The organism is Rhodococcus sp. P4_E4, from assembly GCF_056401575.1.
Genome location: NZ_JBFUJB010000037.1, coordinates 1 through 21559, shown reverse-complemented (window position 1 = coordinate 21559; position 21559 = coordinate 1). Strand labels below are relative to the sequence as shown.

At 61.0% G+C, this 21559-nt stretch carries 26 protein-coding genes and 1 pseudogene; 12 read left to right on the top strand and 15 right to left on the bottom strand.

From position 1 onward, the window contains the following. The first annotated feature begins 3 nt into the window (after positions 1–3). On the top strand, positions 4–459 hold the full coding sequence (locus AC1DVN_RS29940) for a PAS domain-containing protein (protein ID WP_477994717.1): 456 nt from the start codon (positions 4–6) through the stop codon (positions 457–459). Positions 460–499: 40 nt separating this feature from the next. Here the strand turns inward: AC1DVN_RS29940 and AC1DVN_RS29935 are convergent, their stop codons facing one another. From AC1DVN_RS29935 to AC1DVN_RS29925, 3 genes are all read right to left on the bottom strand, one after another. Then, complete coding sequence (locus tag AC1DVN_RS29935) at positions 500–772, bottom strand: hypothetical protein (protein WP_477994716.1); 273 nt, start codon at positions 770–772, stop codon at positions 500–502. Continuing rightward, a complete protein-coding gene (locus AC1DVN_RS29930; protein ID WP_477994714.1) occupies positions 769–1113 on the bottom strand; it encodes a hypothetical protein in 345 nt (114 codons plus the stop codon). The genes AC1DVN_RS29935 and AC1DVN_RS29930 overlap by 4 nt, the downstream gene beginning before the upstream one ends. A gap of 993 nt (positions 1114–2106) precedes the next feature. Next, complete coding sequence (locus AC1DVN_RS29925) at positions 2107–2691, bottom strand: hypothetical protein (RefSeq protein ID WP_477847977.1); 585 nt, start codon at positions 2689–2691, stop codon at positions 2107–2109. Between the two features lie 635 nt (positions 2692–3326). On the opposite strand from AC1DVN_RS29925, the gene AC1DVN_RS29920 reads away from it, so the two are divergent. Continuing rightward, positions 3327–3725: a hypothetical protein gene (locus tag AC1DVN_RS29920; RefSeq protein ID WP_477847979.1), complete on the top strand. Its 399-nt coding sequence runs from the start codon at positions 3327–3329 to the stop codon at positions 3723–3725. A 127-nt stretch (positions 3726–3852) separates the two neighbouring features. On the opposite strand, the gene AC1DVN_RS29915 is transcribed toward AC1DVN_RS29920, so the two are convergent. Beyond that, the gene (locus AC1DVN_RS29915) at positions 3853–4314 is read right to left on the bottom strand and encodes a MarR family winged helix-turn-helix transcriptional regulator (RefSeq protein ID WP_477847981.1); all 462 of its coding nucleotides are present in this window, start codon (positions 4312–4314) and stop codon (positions 3853–3855) included. Positions 4315–4385: 71 nt separating this feature from the next. Here AC1DVN_RS29915 and AC1DVN_RS29910 point away from each other — a divergent pair, with 71 nt between their 5' ends. After that, a complete protein-coding gene (locus AC1DVN_RS29910) occupies positions 4386–4946 on the top strand; it encodes a DUF6790 family protein (protein WP_477847983.1) in 561 nt (186 codons plus the stop codon). Positions 4947–5913: 967 nt separating this feature from the next. Here the strand turns inward: AC1DVN_RS29910 and AC1DVN_RS29905 are convergent. Beyond that, on the bottom strand, positions 5914–6933 hold the full coding sequence (locus AC1DVN_RS29905) for an alpha/beta fold hydrolase (RefSeq protein WP_477994712.1): 1020 nt from the start codon (positions 6931–6933) through the stop codon (positions 5914–5916). 178 nt (positions 6934–7111) lie between these two features. Continuing rightward, a complete protein-coding gene (locus AC1DVN_RS29900; protein WP_477847987.1) occupies positions 7112–8332 on the bottom strand; it encodes an MFS transporter in 1221 nt (406 codons plus the stop codon). An 86-nt stretch (positions 8333–8418) separates the two neighbouring features. On the opposite strand from AC1DVN_RS29900, the gene AC1DVN_RS29895 reads away from it, so the two are divergent. Further along, a complete protein-coding gene (locus AC1DVN_RS29895) occupies positions 8419–8982 on the top strand; it encodes a TetR/AcrR family transcriptional regulator (RefSeq protein WP_477847989.1) in 564 nt (187 codons plus the stop codon). Between the two features lie 538 nt (positions 8983–9520). Here the strand turns inward: AC1DVN_RS29895 and AC1DVN_RS29890 are convergent. Then, on the bottom strand, positions 9521–9913 hold the full coding sequence (locus AC1DVN_RS29890; RefSeq protein WP_477847993.1) for a winged helix-turn-helix transcriptional regulator: 393 nt from the start codon (positions 9911–9913) through the stop codon (positions 9521–9523). A 119-nt stretch (positions 9914–10032) separates the two neighbouring features. Here AC1DVN_RS29890 and AC1DVN_RS29885 point away from each other — a divergent pair, with 119 nt between their 5' ends. After that, positions 10033–10911, top strand: a complete 879-nt coding sequence (locus AC1DVN_RS29885; RefSeq protein WP_477847995.1) for an enoyl-CoA hydratase/isomerase family protein — start codon at positions 10033–10035, stop codon at positions 10909–10911. A gap of 217 nt (positions 10912–11128) precedes the next feature. Here AC1DVN_RS29885 and AC1DVN_RS29880 read toward each other — a convergent pair whose 3' ends face one another. Continuing rightward, positions 11129–11590 carry a MarR family winged helix-turn-helix transcriptional regulator gene (locus tag AC1DVN_RS29880; protein WP_477847997.1) on the bottom strand — a complete coding sequence of 154 codons (462 nt, stop codon included), beginning with the start codon at positions 11588–11590 and terminating at the stop codon, positions 11129–11131. 96 nt (positions 11591–11686) lie between these two features. Here AC1DVN_RS29880 and AC1DVN_RS29875 point away from each other — a divergent pair, with 96 nt between their 5' ends. Continuing rightward, positions 11687–12076 (top strand): nuclear transport factor 2 family protein, encoded by a 390-nt coding sequence (locus tag AC1DVN_RS29875; RefSeq protein WP_477847999.1) that lies wholly within the window; start codon positions 11687–11689, stop codon positions 12074–12076. Positions 12077–12426: 350 nt separating this feature from the next. Here the strand turns inward: AC1DVN_RS29875 and AC1DVN_RS29870 are convergent, their stop codons facing one another. The 7 genes from AC1DVN_RS29870 to AC1DVN_RS29840 form a co-directional block, all read right to left on the bottom strand. After that, positions 12427–12825, bottom strand: a complete 399-nt coding sequence (locus AC1DVN_RS29870; protein ID WP_477848001.1) for a glycosyltransferase — start codon at positions 12823–12825, stop codon at positions 12427–12429. 54 nt (positions 12826–12879) lie between these two features. Next, positions 12880–13170, bottom strand: a complete 291-nt coding sequence (locus AC1DVN_RS29865) for a hypothetical protein (protein WP_477848003.1) — start codon at positions 13168–13170, stop codon at positions 12880–12882. Beyond that, positions 13167–13391 (bottom strand): hypothetical protein, encoded by a 225-nt coding sequence (locus AC1DVN_RS29860; protein WP_477848005.1) that lies wholly within the window; start codon positions 13389–13391, stop codon positions 13167–13169. Before AC1DVN_RS29860 ends, AC1DVN_RS29865 begins: the two co-directional genes overlap by 4 nt. 66 nt (positions 13392–13457) lie before the next feature. Next, positions 13458–13847, bottom strand: a complete 390-nt coding sequence (locus AC1DVN_RS29855; RefSeq protein ID WP_477848007.1) for a hypothetical protein — start codon at positions 13845–13847, stop codon at positions 13458–13460. 4 nt (positions 13848–13851) lie between these two features. Further along, positions 13852–15057 carry an MFS transporter gene (locus AC1DVN_RS29850; RefSeq protein WP_477848009.1) on the bottom strand — a complete coding sequence of 402 codons (1206 nt, stop codon included), beginning with the start codon at positions 15055–15057 and terminating at the stop codon, positions 13852–13854. 408 nt (positions 15058–15465) lie between these two features. Next, entirely contained in the window at positions 15466–15804 is a 339-nt protein-coding gene (locus AC1DVN_RS29845) for a transposase (RefSeq protein WP_477994711.1), read from the bottom strand. Next, positions 15801–16187, bottom strand: a complete 387-nt coding sequence (locus AC1DVN_RS29840; protein ID WP_477994709.1) for a transposase — start codon at positions 16185–16187, stop codon at positions 15801–15803. Before AC1DVN_RS29840 ends, AC1DVN_RS29845 begins: the two co-directional genes overlap by 4 nt. Positions 16188–16484: 297 nt before the next feature. Here AC1DVN_RS29840 and AC1DVN_RS29835 point away from each other — a divergent pair, with 297 nt between their 5' ends. The 6 genes and pseudogenes from AC1DVN_RS29835 to AC1DVN_RS29810 form a co-directional block, all read left to right on the top strand. Then, positions 16485–17132 (top strand): TetR/AcrR family transcriptional regulator, encoded by a 648-nt coding sequence (locus AC1DVN_RS29835; RefSeq protein ID WP_477848015.1) that lies wholly within the window; start codon positions 16485–16487, stop codon positions 17130–17132. Between the two features lie 837 nt (positions 17133–17969). Continuing rightward, positions 17970–18254 (top strand): hypothetical protein, encoded by a 285-nt coding sequence (locus AC1DVN_RS29830; RefSeq protein WP_477848017.1) that lies wholly within the window; start codon positions 17970–17972, stop codon positions 18252–18254. Positions 18255–18392: 138 nt separating this feature from the next. Next, complete coding sequence (locus tag AC1DVN_RS29825; RefSeq protein ID WP_477848019.1) at positions 18393–19775, top strand: lipase family protein; 1383 nt, start codon at positions 18393–18395, stop codon at positions 19773–19775. Positions 19776–20221: 446 nt separating this feature from the next. Next, on the top strand, positions 20222–20560 hold the full coding sequence (locus tag AC1DVN_RS29820) for a hypothetical protein (protein WP_477848021.1): 339 nt from the start codon (positions 20222–20224) through the stop codon (positions 20558–20560). A gap of 12 nt (positions 20561–20572) precedes the next feature. Continuing rightward, positions 20573–21073, top strand: coding sequence for an NADPH-dependent FMN reductase (locus AC1DVN_RS29815; protein WP_477994707.1), 501 nt, complete (start codon positions 20573–20575; stop codon positions 21071–21073). 329 nt (positions 21074–21402) lie between these two features. Next, positions 21403–21559: pseudogene (locus tag AC1DVN_RS29810) on the top strand (polyphosphate--glucose phosphotransferase); the annotation flags it as partial.

Sequence of the window (21559 nt, the reverse complement as noted above, 5' to 3'; positions counted from 1 at the left end):
CGAATGAAACGAGCATCGGAATCAGGTGCCCCACACCGAGTCGGAGGATTCCGGTACTCACGCACCGAAGACGAATGGGAATGGTCCGACAACGTCGCCACAATGCACGGCTACCGCCCCGTGGAGGTCATCCCCACCACCGAACTACTGCTCTCACACAAACACCCAGACGACCGCCACTACGTCTCGCAGACATTAGACGCGATCCACACCTCAGGCGGGCCGTTCAGTAGTAGGCACCGCATCATCGACACCCGCGGTGTCACCAGGTCGGTGATCGTCGTCGGCGACAGCATCGAGGGCGAGCACGGCGAAGTGACCGGCAGTGCCGGCTTCTACATCGACGTCACCGAGACCCTCGATCGCACCGTGAAGGAATCGGTCGACGACTGCTGCGGCACCGAGGCTGCGCGGTGCCGGGATGGCCAGTTGCCCTATCCCTCTCAGCGGACGTGGTAACGCCGGGTATGGTGCGGCGCCAGTCCGCACTGCCGGGCAGTTAGTCACGCCAAACCGCCGTGAACTCGTACCACGGCCCGCCGAGATGCGTGGCAGAGAAATCGCTGAACCCCGAAGGCGTCCCGGTGGGCGAATACACCCACCCCCTCGTCGTGGTGAACATGCTGCCGTTGTCGATGAAATAGACCTCATCAGGAGGTACGACACGGGTGCGACGGACCTCGAACGGGCCGATCTCCAACTCTTCGGCAACAGTGCCCGGCTTCGCGAGAAGATCGAGAGCGACGGCCTCACGCTCGTCATGAGAAGTCACATAGGTACACGAGAGGAACCTCGGCGGCACCTGACAAAGACACTCACCATCGCGGCCAGCATGAGCGTGTACGGCACTACAACGAGCAGTTGCTCCCTGCTGCTCAACACCGGACTCCAACTGTTCGGATCACGTCGAGCAAGCGGTGCCAGGTACTCCTGAATCGAAACACTGATAGCCAACAGACAAAAGGACATCACGAGCGCCAGGCCCACAGCGGCGAGGGCCCGCCCCCGCCGGAATGTGCTGGAAGATTTCAGTTTTCCGCTGCCGATGAGAGTGATGATCCCGCCGGGGATAACGAGTATCAATCCGACGGCACCCAACAGGTTCCACGTCACGATGACATCGCCAGCGACTTCGTACCCAACGCCAAGTGCACCGGCCAACAAAGTCAGACTCCACCACAGAAGAGGAAGCAACCCAACGACGGCAACTCGACAAGAATCTTTGACCGACCAAGAAGACACGATGGGCATACCCCCATATTGCCCGACACGAAAGACCGCAGCCTCCTGACGCACACTCAACAACTACCTGCTGTTCATTGCGGCGAATGAGCCTCTAGCCCCTTCCCTATCTCATTCACCACCAATAGCCCAGCCAACCCGCCACAGAACCCGAAAAGGCCCCCCCACCGGACCTTGGGTTCTAAGGATCGTCGCAACACCTGACTTCATTGCGATACAGGGGTTTACATGCCGTTAGGATCGGCAAATGACTGCAACGTGGGTGAGTTTGGATCTCATTTATCCGATGATCAGGCTGCACAAGGATCCTGATGCTGGCCAAGTCACCTCCTTGGGAAAGGTGATGCACCTCGGGGATGGGCTGGCGATTATTTCGACGGGACGGACTTATGGCCCTACCGAAATCAGTGTAGAGGTTCTGAATGCGATCCCCCCCTGTCGAACTGTCTCAATGGGAAGCGGTAGAGGAAGCGTCGATCGTTCTGTCTCACACTTCCGAATTTGCGACGGTTTCGATGTCGGATAATTCGCAAATCGAACTCACGCCAGTAGCGTTCGACTCCGTAGCATCTTTCGCAGCAGGCTTGTATGGAATCCGTGTGAGTGTTCGCGGCCGTAGCGAGTTCTCACGCGATGTGGCGTGCTTGATTCAACTATGGCCAACTACGGAAGAGATTCCGCTACAAAATTTGAAGGATGAAGACGGCGTAGATGTTAACGATCTATACCGAATGAGTACCGATCCGCACCCTGAAGGGTAGCGGTGGCCCTAAAGAACAACATCGGTTCTGGACTCAGCTTGGGTCAAGCCGAACCATCGTCCGCAATTCTCGACACCTCTCCGAATCAACGGGGCCGAGTGGGCTACCGCAAGGCTCTGACTTCACGGACCTTCAGTAGGGCAGCCACCGCGAGGATGAAAAGTCCGCCGAGCCAAGTCATCTGCAGTAGAAGGTTTTTCCATTCGCCTCGGTCCGTGATCTCGTTGAAGGACGTGACCACACCGATGAGGAACACCACCACGGAAGGGACCGCCCAGACGAGCATGAATCGGGTCGGGGCGTAGTCGACCTGGTCTCTGAGGTGGTCGACACGTCTGGATGCGAAGACGAAGAGGGCGATGATCAGGACCGGCGCGACAAAAGTGAACCATGCAGCGAAGATTCGACTCGGGCTGTGACGAGCAAGGTCTCCGATGGTGTTGATCAGCAGCCAGGTCGACAACAACCACATGGTGATCGCTCCAGCGAACCACGGTCGCGGGGCGGCCTCTACGTCGCTCCGCTCCCACAGCATGAGGCGAAACGCGAAGATCGCGACAGCTCCGACGACCCCTCCGACGGCGAGGACGGCGATTTCGCCGATCCAGTCCGATGCGGTCCATTCCGACAGATGCTTGTTTACCGCGGTGCTCGTGTCATTGGCCAGAGTGCTGAAGCCGTCGTTCATTGGCTGGTACCCCTAGGTTTTGGTGCCGTTGACTTCTCGGCTCGGTAGTTCTGTGCTCGCGCGGTGCCGATGTCGTAGCCGTCGACGTGTTCGCCAGCTCCGCGCTCGTATGTCCCGCCCACGTGATCGGGGTCGTATGTCATGAAAACGACGTCGGGTCGGCCACCGTCTCATAGAAAGATGTCGCTCACGCCCTCTCCGCAATCAAAAAACTGACCGAAACCGCGAACATACGTGAGATCGTCGAGTACGAAGAAGCACACGAGAATCGCCACTCAGTCGTCTCCGCCGCACAAACACCACTTGCAGTGAGCCCCGGAGAAGTCATCGGCATCGACTGTACAGCCGACGCACGGCCATCGCCCTACTCTCTCGGATCAGCGGTCAGCCGTCTCCGAAAGCGCTGTCGTGCAACGCTGTCGCGCGGAGAGGACCGTAACCCATACGCGTGGGTGACCGGTCAGCGCGCGAGCGATGTCGATCACTCTCACATTGGTCGATATTTGCTTCTTCGACAACGACATGTTCATGCGCAATGACCTGTTCGAGGTGGACCGTGCAGTGGGGGTCGTCGTCGATCTCGATCTCGACGACGTACCACTCATACCGGCCCGCCCCTCGATCGTCCCGGTGACGTGTCGGGGTCGGGCCAGACGTTGTGGGTCGCGGACCAGCAATTGCCGATCGTGGTGAGCATCGACCCCGAACATGTTGCCTGCGAACACGTTCTGCCCGGACCCATCGGACACTCGAGGCACGTGTGGGCCACCTCCACAGGATGTTGGGTGGGCGGCCACGACGGGCTGTACCGGTGCGTGATCGGCGAAGAACCTCGCAAAATCATGGACTGGCCGGTACCTCACGGTGCCGTGATCGGCGAGCACTTCCTGGCATGCCCATCCGGCACGAGGTGGTCCCTGCACACCCAGGACCACGAACCCGTCGCGGTGGACGTGCCGGACGGCTACGTCAGATCGATTGCCGTGCAGCCGGGCATCCCCGACGATCCCGTTGCTGTTGCTCAACCACGTTGACACACCAAACCTGAAGTGCACGAAAACCCACCCCCATCGACGTAGCCGAAGAAGAAGAGTCGAGCGCTAACTCACGAAATCGATGACAGGTGGTGCGGCTTCGTTGTCGCCGCCCTGCCATCTGGCCTTACCCCTCCTGCGCGAGGTTCCACACAAGAGTCTTCCGGGTCAGCGGAACCAAGAGCTCAGCGAGGCGGCGTGAGTCGTTGAGATAGCGTTCGTAAGGGAAGTCGTTTTGGGTCAACCAGTCCCGCAATTCGGTTGCCATCGCCGCACCCGTCGCGTGGAAAAGCTTCAGACCAGCCGGGGTTGCGGACACCAGTCGGCGCCGACCGTGCGATGGATCAGTGATGATGTCGACGAATCCGGCGTTCTGCAAGATTTGCAAGGCGCGGGAGGTCGCCGCCTCCGATAGCCCGAGGGTGTCAGCGAGCTGGTGTTGCGTAGCCGCGGGCCCTTCTTCCAATGCCCCAATGATTCGCATTTGCGTGTACGTCAGCTCGGCCGCGTCAGCCGCGAGTCGGCCGCGCGCGAGCTCTCCGAAGATCGCAACGACTCGGTGGAGCAAGTCAGTGAGCCCGTCATCCATGACAAAACTGTAGCTTAATCTTGCATACGCAATCTTGCGTCCGCAATATTGCGTATGCAAGACTCTTCTTTATGTCTCATTTGATGTTCACTGTTCAGACTTCGGTGCCACTCCTCTGGTTGGTGATTGCGGTGGTCGGTGCAAGTATTCACTCCGCGAGAACAGCCCACCTGTCACGACTCGAGGTCTGGCAAAGATGGTGGGCGGCTGCCGCTCTGGGATGTGGCAGCGCTTGGATGACGATTTCATTCCTTCTGATCCCGGACGTGATGACGACCGCGATCGGATTTCCGCAAACACCGTTCGTCACCGAAATTGCATTCGCGAATCTTGGCCTTGCCGTCGGCGGCTTCCGAGCCGTGCACGCAGGCACCCGAGAACGTCTCACCATCGGTTTGATGGCCGGCATGTTCCTCTGGGGAGCCACAATCGGTCATCTGTATCAGTCGTTCGCCCACGGGAACTGGGCTCCTGGCAATACCGGTGGTGTGCTCGTCTACGACGCCCTCATCCCCGCAGTCATGATCTTGCTCGCACTCCGGGGCAGGTCGGACGCCGAAGCATGTACAGGCGCGAAGACCACGGTTCAGCTGAGTCACTGGCGCGCGAGGAGAAAAGGCATGTCAGCGTGACACGTGTGATTCGAACGGAGCACCGGCTCGACCGGCTCGTGAACTTCTCGCACGCGACCGCCGCTTTTGGATCTAGTTGCTGCAACTCCGCCTCGTTGACCTCACGGCGGGCGTGCAGCATAAACACGAGTGGGAGTTTCTCAGTGAAGGTGAATTTTGCCTAGATCGACAGCATCGCCTCCCCTTCTCGTCGCATCTAATCACGGCTGCTGGGCAAACCTCGACCCCAAGTGACATCTGCACCGGCATGCTCGCGGCCGCGAGCCTGGCGTCCGCAGTCATGGAAATGCTCGTCATGTGAAATGCGGCTCCCTGCAACATTGTCCCGAACTGATCGAGACGGCGGCCAGGCAATCGCGGGAGATCACCAAGCTCACCGGCCCGTCGTATGGGTCGGCATTTCGATGGGTACGTGATATTTGACATCTACTCCCGATACATGGTCGGAGCCCGCGTTCATACGCACGAATCCGGTTTTCTGGCAGTAGAATTGGTGGAAAAGATCTTCGCGGTGCGTGGCATTCCGAATCTTGCCGACGCTGACCACGAAACATGGATGACCAGCAACACCCGTCGCGGCGATCGTCGTGGATCTTGAGGTGACCCGCTCGCACTCACGTCGCGGATCTCAAACGACAAGGTCTTCCCTGGCAGTACAACCACCAGATTGTCCATCACGAACCTTCCTCGGACGCGTTGTTACTCCTGATCGGTGACAGCAGCAATCCAAGCACGACGAATTCGCCGGCTCCGAGAGGTTTCAGCGGATTGCAGGGTCGGTGCCCGCCAATGTCGGTAGCTGCCGATGTCGGGAACTACTGCGAGGACATTCGTCAGCGTGATCATCTGCGCCACCTGAGCTACAGCGATATGCGTCAGCAGACTGACGAACGCGTCCCCGAGCGATTTGAGCGCAGTGCCGGTCGTCGGCTGATTCCGTCAGCCACTTCTCGGTCACGTCGAGCGGCTAACACAGGTTTTTGTCGCGAAGCCACGCACGAATGACGTCGACGTGTTCGGCTTTTCTTTCTACGGGCAGCCAGTGCCCCGCGAGAAGATTCGTCACGGTGAGGTCTTTGCAGGCAACCCGCATGGGATCTCCTAGCCGGTTGCCGGTGATGCTGCAGATGACGTCCCAGTCGCCGTTGACGAACAAGACCGGCAGAGACAGACACCCAGCATCGGGGGCCGTGCGCGCGTAGGCGATGTTGGCATCGTCATTGACGTACCAGGCGGAGGGCCCCCGGAAACCGTGTGCCGTGAAGGCCTCCACCAGGGTGTCGAAGTCCGCCGGCGGCCACAGATTCGGATCGGCGGGTTCCACCGGGGCACGATGAGTGGAGCCGAATCGTCCTCCGTTGCGGGTGACGAGCGCTGTCGAAGACACCTTCCCCACAGCGTCGGGGTCACCCTGCTTATAGACCGAAGCCAGAGTCGCTGCCAGGTCCGCGTCAAGGTCGGCGACGGCGGCCTCGAAGTGGGTTTCGTAGTAGCGGTAGTAGTCCCATTGCCCGTCCGGATATTCGTCGACCGGGTAGATTTCTCGATCCACCAGCGGGACCAGGGTCGGCAACGCGTTCATGTCCGGGAAGTACGCCAACGACGTCAGCACCAGGCCGCGGCTGCGTTCCGGGTGATGGGCGGCCAGGGAGCTGGCGATGACGCTGCCCCAGTCGTGGCCGATCCAGATCGCTGGTCCACCACCGAGATGGTCGTGGAACTCAGTCATGTCCTGAACGACTTTTCGGGTGGTGTATTCGCTCGTCTCGTCGGGAACGGATGAGCCTCCGAAACCGCGCAGATCGGGAGCGACGCAATGCCATCCGTCGGCGGCGAATGCGTCGATCTGCGCGCGCCACATGAGGCCGATGCTTGGCCAGCCGTGGAGGAAAATCATCAGCGGCCCGTTGCCTGGCCCGCTCTCGAGGTAATGCGTCGTGTGGCACGGCGTGTTGAATGTCTTGGACGTCAGGGTGGAGGCGGTCATAGCTCAGGCCACCTCCGTTCCGGGAGTCCCACAGACCCAGAAGCCAAAGCAACAACGACTGGGCGCGAGTCCCGTCGCAGGGCCCAGTTGGTGACGTGATGCTCTCATGGTGATACTCCAATACAGATGTAGGACGGGTGGGTGAGAAAAGGGGCAGAGGGGTACGGCGAGCTGTGATTCAGTTCGTTGCGGCGCGCAGCCGGGGTGTGCGTTCGGCGTTCTGCCGGCGAGCCCGGGTGACCCCGGTGACAGTCGCGGTCAGGATCAGCAGGATTTCCAGGACACCGTAGGCGACGGCGGTCGGTTGGAGGCCGATCCACTCGACGGCGAGGCCCGCGAACAGGGCGGGGATGCTGAAGGCGATGTAGCTGACGATGTACATCGTCGCGAACACTTGCCCCCGCTGATTCGCAGGGGCCGCGTCGCCCAGCGCGTTGACGACGTACCGGAACACAGCACCGAAGCCAAAGCCGGCGATGACCGATCCGACAACGTAGGGGGGCAATGACCCGAGCAGTGTCGCCCCGATCGTGACCAAGACGCCCAGGCCGAGGGTCCGGTATCCGGCCCACTCCCGCAGTTGGGGCGCCAGTTCGGCCGAGACGACGGTGCCGATGATGCCTGCGGTGAAGAAAAGGCCGAGGACGATCCCGACGATGAAGTGATTGTGGACGTCGAGGACGGTGCCTATCACGGACGATCCGAGCGACAAGTACAGCCCGGCGAGTGCCCAGGTTGCGCCGATAGCCGGGACAAGTGCGAAGAAAATTGGCCGCGTGGCCCGGGGTAGCCCGGCGCTTGGCAGGAGCGACCTCCACACCGATTCCCGCGGAGATGCCTCGGTGTGGGAGCGCTCAGGGATAAACCATACGAGCACGGCGAGGGCGAGGTAGGCGGCGGCGAGGATCCAGAAGACCAACTGACGAGGAAAGGGCGCGAACTCCACGAGCGCGCCGGCGAGGACCGCGCCGATCGCGATGCCAAGCGGTGGGACGGCGCTACTGATGATTGACCCGCAGTTCGGGTTCGGCGCTGCATCCATGATCATGGCTGTGATGGTGCCCGTAGCAGCGCCGACGGCGAACCCTTGCACGATGCGTGCCGTCATGAGGCCACTAATGCCCCCGGCGATCGCGAACAGCAACATCCCTATCGCCAAGAGCACGAGGGCCCCGAGAGCGACAGGCCGACGCCCTACCCGGTCAGAAAGCGAGCCCACGGTCAGCAGCGCGACGAGCATCGAGATGACATAGACGGCGAAGATGACCGTCAGCGCGAACGAGGAAAACCCCCACACCCCTTGGTAGACGGGATACAGCGGAGAGGGCGCCGACGCGGCTGACAGGTTCGCGGCGCCGGCCGTGCCGGCGACGGCGAATGACACTGAACGGTTGAACACTAAACCTCCCCTAAAGCCATTATCTTGGCTTTAATCACTGTAGCGCGTCTCTTTCTAAAAGCAAAGAGCTTTGCGACAATGCCGATATGAGTAATCCAGATATCGCCCGTCGCCCAGGCGGACGCAGCAGCCGAGTGCAGAACGCCATCTACACAGCCGTCGGACAACTCATGGGGGAAGGCGCCGATAGGATCACCTTTCCCGTCATCGCAGAGCGGGCCGGGGTCAACCCGACAACGCTGTATCGACGGTGGGACGACGTCAACGCACTCCTCGAGGAAGTCGCCGTCGCCGCGCTGACACGGGAAGGCGACTTGGTACCTGATACCGGATCGCTCGAGGCAGATCTGACGGAGTGGGCGTCCGTCATCGCACGGGACATCATTCGCCCCGAGAGGTCCCGATATCTACGGGCGGTGGTCGCGGCACGGTTGGAGACCGTCTCGCATTGTGACATCACGGACACGCGTCGCGATCAGGCAGCGGTGATGGTGCGTCGCGCCACCGAGCGGGGCGAAACCACGCCTACGGTCCAGCAGATTCTCGATCACGTCGTCGCTCCGCTGTACTACCGCGTCGTCTTCGCGCTCGCAGTTGAGCAAGAAGACACACAACGGCTGGTCCAAGACGTGATGGCGATGGTCCGCTAGGGGCCAGGACGGCCATGATCACTGCATCATAGAAACGGGAGGCCGATCCTGCGCAGTCCTTCGAAGACTGCATTCACGCCTGCGAGGCGGGCGATGATGGAGCCGAATCCCGAGATCAAGAGTGCTGCTATCGCAATGATCGCGGCGAGAGCCGTGCCGATGTCCTCTCTCGTGGGTGATTCGTGAGTGATGTTGGTCGCCGAGTGCGCCGTGCAGGCCCGCTCGCAAAACCCGAACCACACCAGGAAAACACATCTAGACGAGGAGACCGCACCCTCGGCGGCCCTCTCCCGCAGGCAATTTCACCGCGCTCAAGAAACGGCTGATAAAGAGCTCGGTAGTGCATACCACTAGTGAGCAATCCTCCGAACAGCGACAACACTTGCTGCATGAGGGCGGAGCCGCGCATCGGAGCGGCATTTCCTCATGGGTCATCCCGATCCTCAGAGACGCCGCTGCAGTCGAATGGTTGCTGACCGGTGACGCGTCCACACGTCGCGGTTGAGGAAAGGGGGTTCAGTCGCGCCGTCCATCGATGTCAGGCAGAGTCAGTTGAACGTGCATCGTATGCGAGCTGATTGCGGCGAATGGATTCGGCATTGGTGACGGTCCAGTCATAGAGACGACCGAACGGTTCCCGCAGAGATTCTCCGAGTGGAGTGACTGAATATTCTACTCCGACTGGAGAGGTGGGGAGAACCCGTCTTTCGACCATGCCGTCGCGTTCCAGCTTCCGCAGCGTCTGAGTCAGGACTCGCTGCGTTACCCCTTGGAGGCGTCGTTTGATCTCGTTGAAACGTCGTGGCTCGTCGAGCACTGCCATGCACATCATCGACCACTTGTTGGCAATCTGGTCGAGAATTGGCCGGCTCGCGCAATCCGCGCTGAAAACCTCAGTCGTGGTGTCCACGATCGTGCTGAATGGTTCCATAGCAGTATCCTCCAGCATCCCTGGGATGCCTAAAGTGCGTTATTGACGATCGTGATGAGAGATCGCAGAGTAGGTATGCATTGTAAACCGGAGTGCATATCTAATACCAGGGAGAAGTCATGTCCCCCAATACGCCTACACCCCAAGATGTCCACGCCCGCTACGAGACGCTGCGTACGCGGCGGGATGGGCACATCCTCTACGTCACTTTCGACAACCCGCCGGTGAACGCACTCAGCGCCTACGTCATGCGAGAGCTTCGACAGCTGCTGAACGCCCTGCGAGACGACGACACGATCACGGTGATTGTCTTCGACAGCGCGAATTCGGATTACTTCATCGCCCATGTCGACATGAACCTCGGCGACCAGATGAGGCTTCTCGGCGAGCTCGCCACGCAGGCACCCGAGGGCGTCAATGTCTTCCAGTCCGTCGGCGAACAGCTCCGTCGACAACCGCAGGTCACGATCGTCAAGCTCGCTGGCATCGCCCGGGGTGGCGGAGCCGAGTTCGTCGCAGCAGCCGATATGACGTTCGCTGCTAAAGGCACCGCACGATTGGGTCAGATTGAGTCACTCATGGGAATCGTCCCCAGCGGTGGCGGCACGCAATACCTTGCCGAACGAGTCGGCCGCAACCGGGCACTGGAGCTGGTTCTCGCCGGTGACGCCGTGGATGCGGACATCGCCGCATCCTACGGATGGATCAACCGAGCTGTTCCGGCCGATGAGCTTGACTCATTTGTGGACCGGTTTGCCCGCAACGTCGCCGATCTTCCGGACGGGGTCGTCGCGGCGGTAAAACGGATCTTCGCTCCCATTTCGCCTCTCGAGGGCTACCAGAGGGAAGAGGAGGAATGGGGGGCACTGATCGACCAGCGGGCGGCAAAGCAACTCATCGGCGGAAGCCTTCATCGTGGCGCCCAGACGCCTGAGGGAGAGCGCGACCTCGAAGGGCTCCTTCGTGCGATCAGCCGCGAGTCGACGATCCATCACTGACGACGAAAGGGCACAGACGTGAGAACCATGCAAGAACAGCGGAACACACTGCCGGGCAAGCAGTCCCTGCGATGCACACGCCGATAGCAACTCGTCGACAAGTGCAACAGACACCAGAGTGGTCTCACGGCGAGTCTCCATCACCACTCATCTACCGACTGGACACATCCGGGATTCACTGCGGCCGAACGATTTCTGGATAGAGTTCCGGAAGTATTCAGTTGGTGAAGAGTGTGGAATCCACGAAGCGCACGAAACCTGTTGCGAAAAAATGTGCTTCGCGGGGTGTCCAGTCTTCGAACAGGGTGTCGATCGCAGATGCGAGCCGCGTCCGTAATGTTGACACCACTTCATGACCGTGCGGTGTGAGTTCGAGTTGCACAGCGCGGCCGTCTGAGGGGTCCGGACTACGGAAGAGCAGTCCGGCAACCTCGAGTCGTGTCGCGCGGCGACTCACCCCAGACCGATCGAGTCCGATCTCGAGGCCCAATTCCGCTGCACTGCACGCTCCGACCCGCGCAAGTCCACTCAGTATCGGGTACGTCGACGCATCGACCGCGGTACCCAGGCCGCTGGTCAAGCGGGCATAGAGGTTCTCCCGATGCCCGCGGCGCAGCAGAGTGGCCAACGCCTCGGCGATCGATGCCCCCACCTGGTCGTCGACAGTCTCGGACTTCATTTCCGACACCTTACCCGTGCGGAGAGCACGCATTCCTGTTACCGTCATATGCGTGCGTCACGCACGCATATGACGGTAGCGAAGGAGAGTTGAACAATGACAGCAGATATCAAATCCGCACTCGACGATTTGATCTTTTCCACGGGGATCTCGGTCCAGGACGCAGTGAGCAAGCACTTCAGCGACGACTACCGACAGCGCACGAACGGACAGTGGGATGAACGAGATGCGTTCATTGAACACATCATTCACCTGCGGACCGTCGTCAGAGGCGGATCGATCACCGTGCACGAAGAACTTGTCTCGGGCGATACTTACGCCGATCGACACACCGTGACCATCGAGAAGACCGACGGCGCACGCGTCGTGACCGAGGTGTACCTCTTCGGCGAACATGCACCCGATGGCCGATTCCAACGGGTAGAGGAAGTCACCCTCCTGATCAGCGGCAGCAAGGAAGACGCCAGCCTCGGCAACGCACGCTGAACGTGCATCCACTTATCAATGGAGCCATTGAATATGTTGCCCCAGAATATTTTTACCGTCTCGATCGCGGTGTCCGCAACCTAAACGCGGGTGCCAGGCCCCACTCCATTGGTTTCGACAACGACGCCTATCCCTGTGGCGTCTGCAGGGAACCCTGACTGCACGTTGAGGGCACCCCGACAATCACTGGAGTGCGGCTCTCGATCCGTCCACCCTTCGCGTGCTCGGCGCGGTCCGGTGGATCAAACATTCAAGTTAGTCGTCACGACCCAGTGGAGAACGCCGGTCTCGCCGCATAACGACACACCAAGTCACCTCTATTTTTCAGGCCCTCAGAACCATAGACGCGCTCAAATCGTTCCTCCGGTTTCGGTGTGCGTTTTGACCATCGCCATCTCGGACGACTTTCGAAAAATCTGATCTCGGCCACGAGTTGGGTGTCGGGCAGAAAATGCGTGCGAATGTGTTCTCGTCCCGGCTCGCCCAGAAGTCGACGTTTTGTCACGGTCTTCGAGCAACATTCGTACGGCCGCGCCGAACTGATCACCCTCAGGGGCGACAGGCGCAGTGACACCGTGCGCCGGGGAAGGAATCTGGAGTTGAATTCCGCCGACAGCGGTTGCCACCACCGGCGTTCTATTCCACATGGCCTCGGCCACGGTCAAACCGAAACCTTCGGACCTGCTCTTCTGCGTCACGACCGTTGCGTGCCGCTGTAATGCGTTGACGGTCAGAGCATTTTCTGCCATGTCCGTCATCGGAAGACATACCAGGTGCACACGCTGTCGCGTGTCGTGAGGCAACTACCGCCACCTGCGAACGCACTGTGCCAGATAGTCAGCTGCCTCGGGGTCGTCGGCGACACCTGTCATCTCCGGACCTGCCAACGTCAGGTGCGCTTGTGTGTACGGAGCGATACTCGATGCGAAGGAATCGATGACTCCGGCCATGTCTTTGGCACGGTCCCACCGGCTGACCTGCACGACCATCGGAACCTCCGCGGTCGGTGCCGCGCCCTCACGGAACAACTCGTACCCCCGGGGGTTGGCCACAGGGGCGGCGCGGCGGCTACGATTCCCCAACGCTGCAGTCACGATCGAATGTCCGGTGCCGCGAGGGCGATGCTCTTGTTCGCGGTGGGGTCGATGAACGGAGCGATACTCGTATACGGAGTCCCCTCAGGGGCGGGCGGGCGGAACGTGTCCATCGTCGCAACGAGACCATCCGCAGCGCGCAGATGCGGAGTAAGGAATCCCCACGCACGCTCGGTGTATGCGTTGCGTTCGTCGGATCCGTTGTGCGCGCGCCACACCACGGTCGCCCCAACTCGCGCAGCCCTTCACACAACCCGGCAGTCTGCGGATCGTGAAGCATCACGCAGTCACCGGGGAAAATAACGCGCCAGCTCTGGGCTGAGCGCACGGGATACGTCCGTGTACACCCTCTCTTCTTCTGCTCCGAGTTGCCCGCCGTCACCGGCTATTCCGGACACCGCGTTGTCCACACGTTTGGTGATGTCGAAGAACGACGAGGGAGCGTCGATGACCAACCACCGAGCCGAAAGCCCGACGCTGCGGGCGAGACCGATCATAGGATGAAGCATTTCCGCGACCCCACACCCGGCTGCTGTGGAGTTGACGTACCATAACGTCCTGTCTCCCAACGTCTCTCGGGCTCTCACCCGAAGGTGGTCCCATTTGCCGGCGGGCAGATCATCCTGAAGAGCCGCAGGGTCGTATCGTGATACGTCGACTTCGACGACATGTGCCATTGGGTCACCTTTCGACGAGCTGAGATCCGCGTGCACTATCGACGCGGCGCAGGGAAGGCGAAACAAGAAAAAGCACAGCGCAACACGCCAGCGCGATGGCGACGAATGCCGTCCGCAGACCTACGTGGTCGGCGAGGAAACCCACGATCGGCGGACCCCCCAGATAAGCGCCGTACCCGACAGCACTTACCCGGGCCGTCGCCAGAGCCACACCACCACTCGAGCGTCGACCGGCTTCGACTATCGCCAAAGGGAACAGTGGTCCTAGAGCAAGGCCCACGCATCCGATCGCAACGATCGAACCCCAAACATATTGCTGTACACCGACTCCGGCGATGACAGTGATAGTCACCGCGGCGGCGGCCGCGGTCACTGTGGTGGCCGCTCCGAGTTTGGCCACGACGAGGTCGCCGAACGTACGCGAAACGAACATCGCCGTGCTGAACACCACGACGGTCACCGCCCCCAAGGTCGCTCCTGCGCTGAAATCACGCGAGATCAGAAGAGCTGACCAATCGGTGACCATTCCTTCGACCAACAAGGCCGCGATCGCCAACGCACCGATCGTGGCTGGAATCGCGAAGATCGGGCCCGTGCGACCAACACGACGAGCTGATGATGCGGTCGACGCACCTCTGCCCCCCACCGAACCAGCAGGCAGCCATCGCGAAACAACCGAGACAAGAACCAGGAGTGAAACACTCACCGCTAGAAAGTGTTCGAGCACCGTGAACTCGAATCGCGAGGCCACCGCACCGGAACCAGCGCCAGCGAGAACACCCAAACTGTAACCCCCGTGCAAACGAGAGAGAATCGAAGTGCCGGCAACGGTTTGAAACTCTATCGCTGCCGTATTCATCGCAACATCCAAGCATCCGCTCGCCGCTCCGAGTACCGCCAACACACCGGCCAGCGCCCATCCGTTCGGAGCCCACGCCACCAGCGGCAGCGCGGCCGCGAACGCCATCGCGCTGGTCACGCAGATCGTTCGGGCCTCGACTCTGCGAAGAAGGCGCGCCGTGCCCAACAACGCGGGCACCGAACCTGCAGCCACCCCGAGAAGTGCCCACCCCATGGCACCGTCACTGAGCCCAAGCTCGGATTTCACTTGAGGGATGCGCGGTGCCCAACTGGCCAACACTGCACCGTTGACAAAGAAGACGATCCATAACGCAACCGACGAACGACGGTTGTCGAGGGAAACTGACATGACGGCCTCACGGTCGCCCTGTCGGTGACAAGTGCCTACACCCCGGACGGGCAGGAGCGCTACGGCAATGATCTTGGAACACCGAAAGCAAACCACGCCTACACGGCACCGTCAACATATCGACGCAAGGTCTTCTCAGCCAAGTCCACAAAGGAAGCACGTAGGCGATTGACACAACTTTCCGCGTTTTCGGCGTGCGAGAATCGGCATCAGATACATAAAAGATCTACGCCAGAACTCCATACTGGATCGTCAATAATTGCATCTACAGTAAAATTGTTGGTGCCCGCAAGGCGATGATCGTTTCCTGGCGCTGGCAGACCTCACCCAAGAGCAGTGCGGCAACTTCACCTCAGAGTGTGTTTGAAAACCGTCAGGTTCGAGCGAGTCGCCTGGTCATGGTCGCGATCATCGCGATGTGAAACATCGCTTCGTGGTGGTCGGGTCTGGTTTCGTAGTCGCGCACGCAGCGGCGATGCCTGTTGATCCACGCGAAACTTCGCTCGACCACCCGAACACGGGGACAGACATGGAAACCGGTGGCACCGGGGATACGTTTGATGATCTGTTAGGCAGGGCGAGAACATCTTTCGCCCAGACTGGCAACCGTCCGGGATATCCACCATCGGCCCAGACCAGCCGGATGGTGGAGAACCTGCCACGCAGTGCGGCCAGGAGTCGGTGCGCGGCGTCGCGGTCCTGGATCGAGGCAGCTGCGACGACAACGGCGAGCAACAGTCCGTTCACATCCACGGCGATGTGCCGCTGACGCCGTTCGTTCTCTTGCCGCCATCCCAGCCGCGGCTCGATCGGGGCACGGTATCGGCGGCCGGCACCGTCTGCGAGTCGATGATCGCCGCGCTCGGGCACCGGTCCCGCCCGTCACGCACCCGCAGGCGGTCGCGCAGCACGTCGACGATGCGCAGCCACGCGCCGCTGTGGGCCCAGCGGGCGAAGATCGCGTACACCGTCCCGGTTGGCGGGAACTCCACGGGCAGTTGCCGCCACGCGATACCGCCGCGCACGATGTACAAGATGGCATCCACTATTACACGGCGGCAATACTTCTCGGGTCGTCCCCCGCGGCCTGCCGTGCTGCCCGGCGCAGATAACAGCGGTTCGAGAGTCACCCATTCTGCGTCGGTGACCGACGACGAGTACACCGCGCAGCCATGTCCGCCCGCCGCGTGGGGCGGGCACGATGGGCATCGCGATGTCGGCACTGTGGGCTCCTAGTGTGGGCGAGTACTTGGTAATCACCGACCCAACCAGAAGCCCACTTCTGCGGTGCTCAGCGAGGCACCCGCGCGCAATTGCGAGTTCTCAAACACCCTCTCAATCATCAAATCTGCTTGGTACGGCCTGGCTCGCAAATGATGCCTTCCACTCGGCCTAACTTCGTCGAACAATCGGGCTACCATGAGCACGTGCAGGAAGTGAGTACGCCAACCCGAAACTACCGCGGTCGATCGCTGGCGGATCGGCGAGCAGAGCGACGGTCACAGTTCATCTGGGCTGCGCTGGAAGTGTTTTCGGCGAAGGGTTACGCATCGAGTTCGGTCGCTGATATTTGCGCGGATGCTGGCCTGGCTCGGCGGCAGTTCTACGATGAGTTCGACAGTCGTGAAGATTTGCTGATCGCACTCTACGACCAGATCCAAAACGACGCGCGGGACGCAATAACAGGTGCGATCGCCCACCGAACACCCCCCTCGCTCGGCGAACTCGCCGAGATTGCGATGCGCGCGTACGTCGAGTCGATCGGCGGCGATCCCCGGCGAGCCCAGATCTCGCATGTCGACATCATCGGGGTCAGTGCACGAGTAGAAGCGCATCGCGTGGAGCGGCGCACGGAATGGGCCGTCTTCTTCAAAGCTGCAGTCCAAGGCGCCGCGGGCGAAGACTTCGTTCCCCCGGGAGGATACGAAATGGCGGCGACGGCTTTCGTCGGCGCGCTGACCGCGCTCGTGCATCAATGGAGCACGGCGCCGACCCGCCAACCTGTCGACGGACTCATCGAGGTCATGTCAACGATTCTGAGCGGTCTTCTCGGCGCCGAAAAGACCGCCGACTGATCGCGCCCTCACCTCGCTGACCACCCCCCCAACCCACGGCTCTGCCCCGACGCGCCCACTTCATCGTGAGGGGCACTTCAACGCGCCCACGTCAGCACCGCGGTGCGGTCGAGCAGTTCGATGTGCCATCCCGCAGTGTTTCGCGGATGACAACCGAAGTCGCAGTAACGCTTGCGCGCTCGGTTACTGGTGCGCTACTTTCTTCTGAAGTTAGTCGACAGTGTCTCAGATGAACATGCGAGAAGGGTACGGACTGGCCCTGGTCGCGTGCACCGCCTGGTCGCGCCGACTGCATTCGGCTCCGTCGCAACCCGAAATCTCGGATGGACAGCGTCAAAGGGTTTTCTCGAAATACTCCGCGAGACACAACAATTGATGGCACCGCCCCTCATCAGGGCTCGCGGTACCTCTCGTCACAACGAATTGCGGCAGGGCCTGTCCGCGGGAATGGGATGTCGGTTTCGTTCGTCGCCGGGGCGAACCCAACAAGCTGGTGTTCTGGTTCGCGCTCGGCGGGCCCCTTGTTCGGCGAGCTCGCAATATCGTGCCCTTCCAAGATCGGCGAGAGGATGGATTGCGGTGGTGGGACGAGTGACAGAGGAAAGCGTTTTCCAGGTGCGACTCAACGAGTTGTTCGCCGCCACGGGGCGGCGGTTGACAAACAAGACAGTCGCGAGCGGTTTGGCAGCTTCGGGTTGCCGTATATCGGTTCCCTATCTGTCGCAGTTGAGGACCGGCGCACGGGAAGCACCCTCGAGGGAGGTGGTGACTGCGCTCGCGAGCTATTTCAGGGTCTCGAGCGGGTATTTCTTTACAGTTCCGTGGAACGGGGACCGCATGGACGCAGTCGATGCAGACACGAACATCATTGCACTGCTGTTTGATTCGCAAGTACGCGCACTGCTGCAGGCCTCGAACGGACTTTCTGCCGAGTCCTTGAACTTGCTCGTCGATCTGGCGACCAAGTTGAAGGCAGCAGATCCCGGACATCGCCGCCCGATTCCTCCACCCCACACCTCCAACCACACCCGTGGTGCACCCATCACGCGCGCGAAGGCAAGCGATCGCGACTCGGCGACGAAAGGTGATGCCGCCTCGGCGCATTCGCCGAACCGGGACTGAAAGCGACAAAAACGACACTGTTGTTATCTGGATCACAGTTGGGTATGTTGCTTCTGTTCACGTAGACGCCAGTGTCTAAATCTGCCCGTGTTCGGGCTGCCGCGTCTGCTTCCAGATGAAGAATCGGAGCACTTAGCTATGACAGCTCTTTCACGCGCAGCGGTGGCCTTCCTGGCTGCCACCGCGTTAGTAGGGGTCACCGCACCGGCAGCCGCGGCCGAACCCCGGGTGTTCGACACCTTCTACGATTACGACAGCTCCGCGCCGTTGTCCTCGTACGCCCCCGGTGCTGTCCTCAAAACTCGCACAGTGCCCTATCACCTGGTCAACGTGCCGACACCGCTGCAAGCAGTGCAAGTTCTCTACCGTTCCACCGACGCCCTCGACCGACCGATCGCGAATGTGACCTCTGTTCTGCGGCCCGCGAATGCGCAACCCGGAAAAGTTCTCTCTTACCAATCGTTCTACGACTCACTCAACCCGGACGACAGCCCCTCACGCGCCATTGCCGGTAACACCCCGATCGGGCAGTGGACCCCGAGCGGGCGCAACTTCAACCTCGGCGGCGCGTTGGCGTCCGGTGAGATTGCTATGTTCGGTCCGATGCTCGCCGCCGGGTACACCGTGGTCATCCCCGATACCGAAGGTCCGACTGCGGACTTCGCTGCCGGACCCGAGTACGGCATGCTGACCCTCGATTCCCTGCGCGCTGTGCGGGAGGTATCAGAAACAGGGGTTGATTCCGACGCGGAGATCGCTTTGATGGGGTACTCCGGCGGCGCGATCGCCACCAACTGGGCATCGATTCTCGCCCCTGACTACGCCCCCGAGGTCAACGACAACCTGGTCGGTGCCGCGCAAGGAGGAGTCCTCGTCAATCCTGCCAACAACCTTCGCTACGCAAACGGAAGCCTCGGCTGGGGCGGCGTTGTCGGCATGGCGATCGTGGGAATAGCTCGCGCCTACGATATCGACTTCGATCCCTATCTCAACGACTACGGCCGCGAGATCGTGGCGCGAATGCAGGACGCATCGATCGCCAACACCATCGCACAGTACCCGGGCCTGACCTGGCAGCAGATGGTCAAACCTGAATATGCGGATCCCAATTCGGTTCCCGAGTTCGTCGACGTTGTCAACAAGATCAACATGGGCACCGCCCCTATACCCACCATTCCGATGTTCATAGCCAATTCCGCCAACGGCATCCTCAACGGAACTCTGCCCGGCGGCCCAGGCACGGGCCCCGGGGACGGAGTCATGGTCGCCGAGGATGTCGCTGCCCTCGCCACCCGCTACTGCGCAGCCGGCCTCGCCATCCAGTACGACCAATACGAGACCATCGAACACGGAATCGGAGGCGCACTCTGGTTGCCCGGAGCCCTGCAGTGGCTCATCGATCGGTTCAACGGCACGCCAGCACCAAGTAATTGCGGAAAATTCGCGCCCGGAAATTCTCTCGCCCCGCAAACACTGGTAAGCCCTGGCAGCCCCGCGCACACGCCACCCACCGGATCGTAAACGAAGTCTGACTCGATAGGGGCCAGCAACACCGCGGTAAGGCGGTACCGAAACCCTCGGTACCGCCTTACCGCTCAGATAGTCCGATTGTCTCGCCGAAGTGCCGCCGACAGCTATAGTCGTCTCTGCCCACTGGCCTGTCATCGATTCCCACGCCGAAAGGACGCGGTCCAGTGGGAACGGTTGAAGCTCCGGAAATATCAAGGCCGAATGCCCACCGTCGGGGTTTCCGTTCTGCAAACCGAACCCACGTCCGAAGCTCAGTCGGCCAATTCCTTCCCGTCGCGGCTTCCACCGAGTCGATGGCACTGGTGTCCGTCGGCGCTTCGATCGCGGCAGCATAACTGGATCGCGGGTCGTCGAGCCGCTCGATGACTCACCCGGCCAGTGGCGCTCGTGCGTTCGTGAGCGGCGCACTGCGCTTGGACTTCGACGAAAACTGAGGAGTGCGCCCCATCACCCCGCGACCACACGTCCGAGCTATCGCTGCTCTTCTGGCCGCTTGTGCGGCTGACACCGCTGCGGTCGTTGCCTTCGCCCCGGCACCGGGTGCGTCGCCGATCATCTACCCGGCCGCGCTGACCGACAGCTTCTACGCCTTGCCCGGTGATCTGGCCGATCACCGACCCGAATCTTCCTTGGTGCCCATCGGGTCCGGCCGCACCGAGTGGTCGCGCCAGCTCCGGTACCAGGTCACCGAAACCGAACTCGGCCGCGCTGCACTTGGCTGGTCCAGAGACTTTACGGTCACGCTAAGGAGAGCGACCGTCGTCCAGCTCTCGTGAAAACATGGACTCGTGAACATTCTGCTTGTCTCGGGAAGCACCCGAGCGACCTCTACTAGCGCCGCAGCTCTCGCGTCCGTCGCCGCGTCAGCCCCACCTGTTTCGTCCACAACCACTTACGGCGGTATATCACGTCTACCTGCCTTCAACCCCGACGACGATCATGACCCACTCCCCGGCGAAGTTCGCGCTCTGCGACAGCACATTCGGGACGCCGACGTCGTCTTGTTCTGCACACCGGAGTACGCAGGGACTTTGCCAGGCGGCTTTAAGAACCTGCGCGACTGGACAGTCGGTGGAACCGAAATGAGCGACAAACCCGTGGCGTGGATCAACGTCGCCGCGCAGGGCCGCGGGCAAGGCGCCATGAACACATTGGAGACCGCATTAGGTTATGTCGGTGCACGAGTGGTCTGGGATGCTTGTTTGGAAGTACCTGTCGGACGGGCCGACGCCGATGACGACGGTGCCATGCGGAGTCAGGAAACTGTACGATCGCTGGCCCGGATCTAGCCTACTGGGATGACGTCCACCAGAGTCTCACCGCGAGATCTCCGACGCTGCAATTCAAACTGCTTGAACTGCACTTACTTTCATTCCCACCGTATCGATTGAATGTCTGGAGTCGAGCGAACCGGACCCCGATAGCCGCCGAAGACGACGGGTTGCTCGGTGTCGGGCCAGTGCGCTCGGGCGAGTTCCACCCGCAGCTTCGGATGGAATGTACGCACTCGCGACTGCATAATCCTAAGTCGATGACGTCCACCAGCATGACGCATTGTCATGGAGCAGTCGTTGCAGCGGCAGGACTCGCCTCTCGAATTCACCAGGAGCGCAGGACGATGACAACCACAGGTTTCGGAATCGACGTCGGCGGCAGCGGCGTCAAGGGCGGCACGATCGACCTGAGCACCGGGGAAATGATCGGTGACCGCATCAAGATCCTGACCCCGCAGCCTTCGACTCCCGATGCGATCGCGGGCACTGTGGCCGAGATCG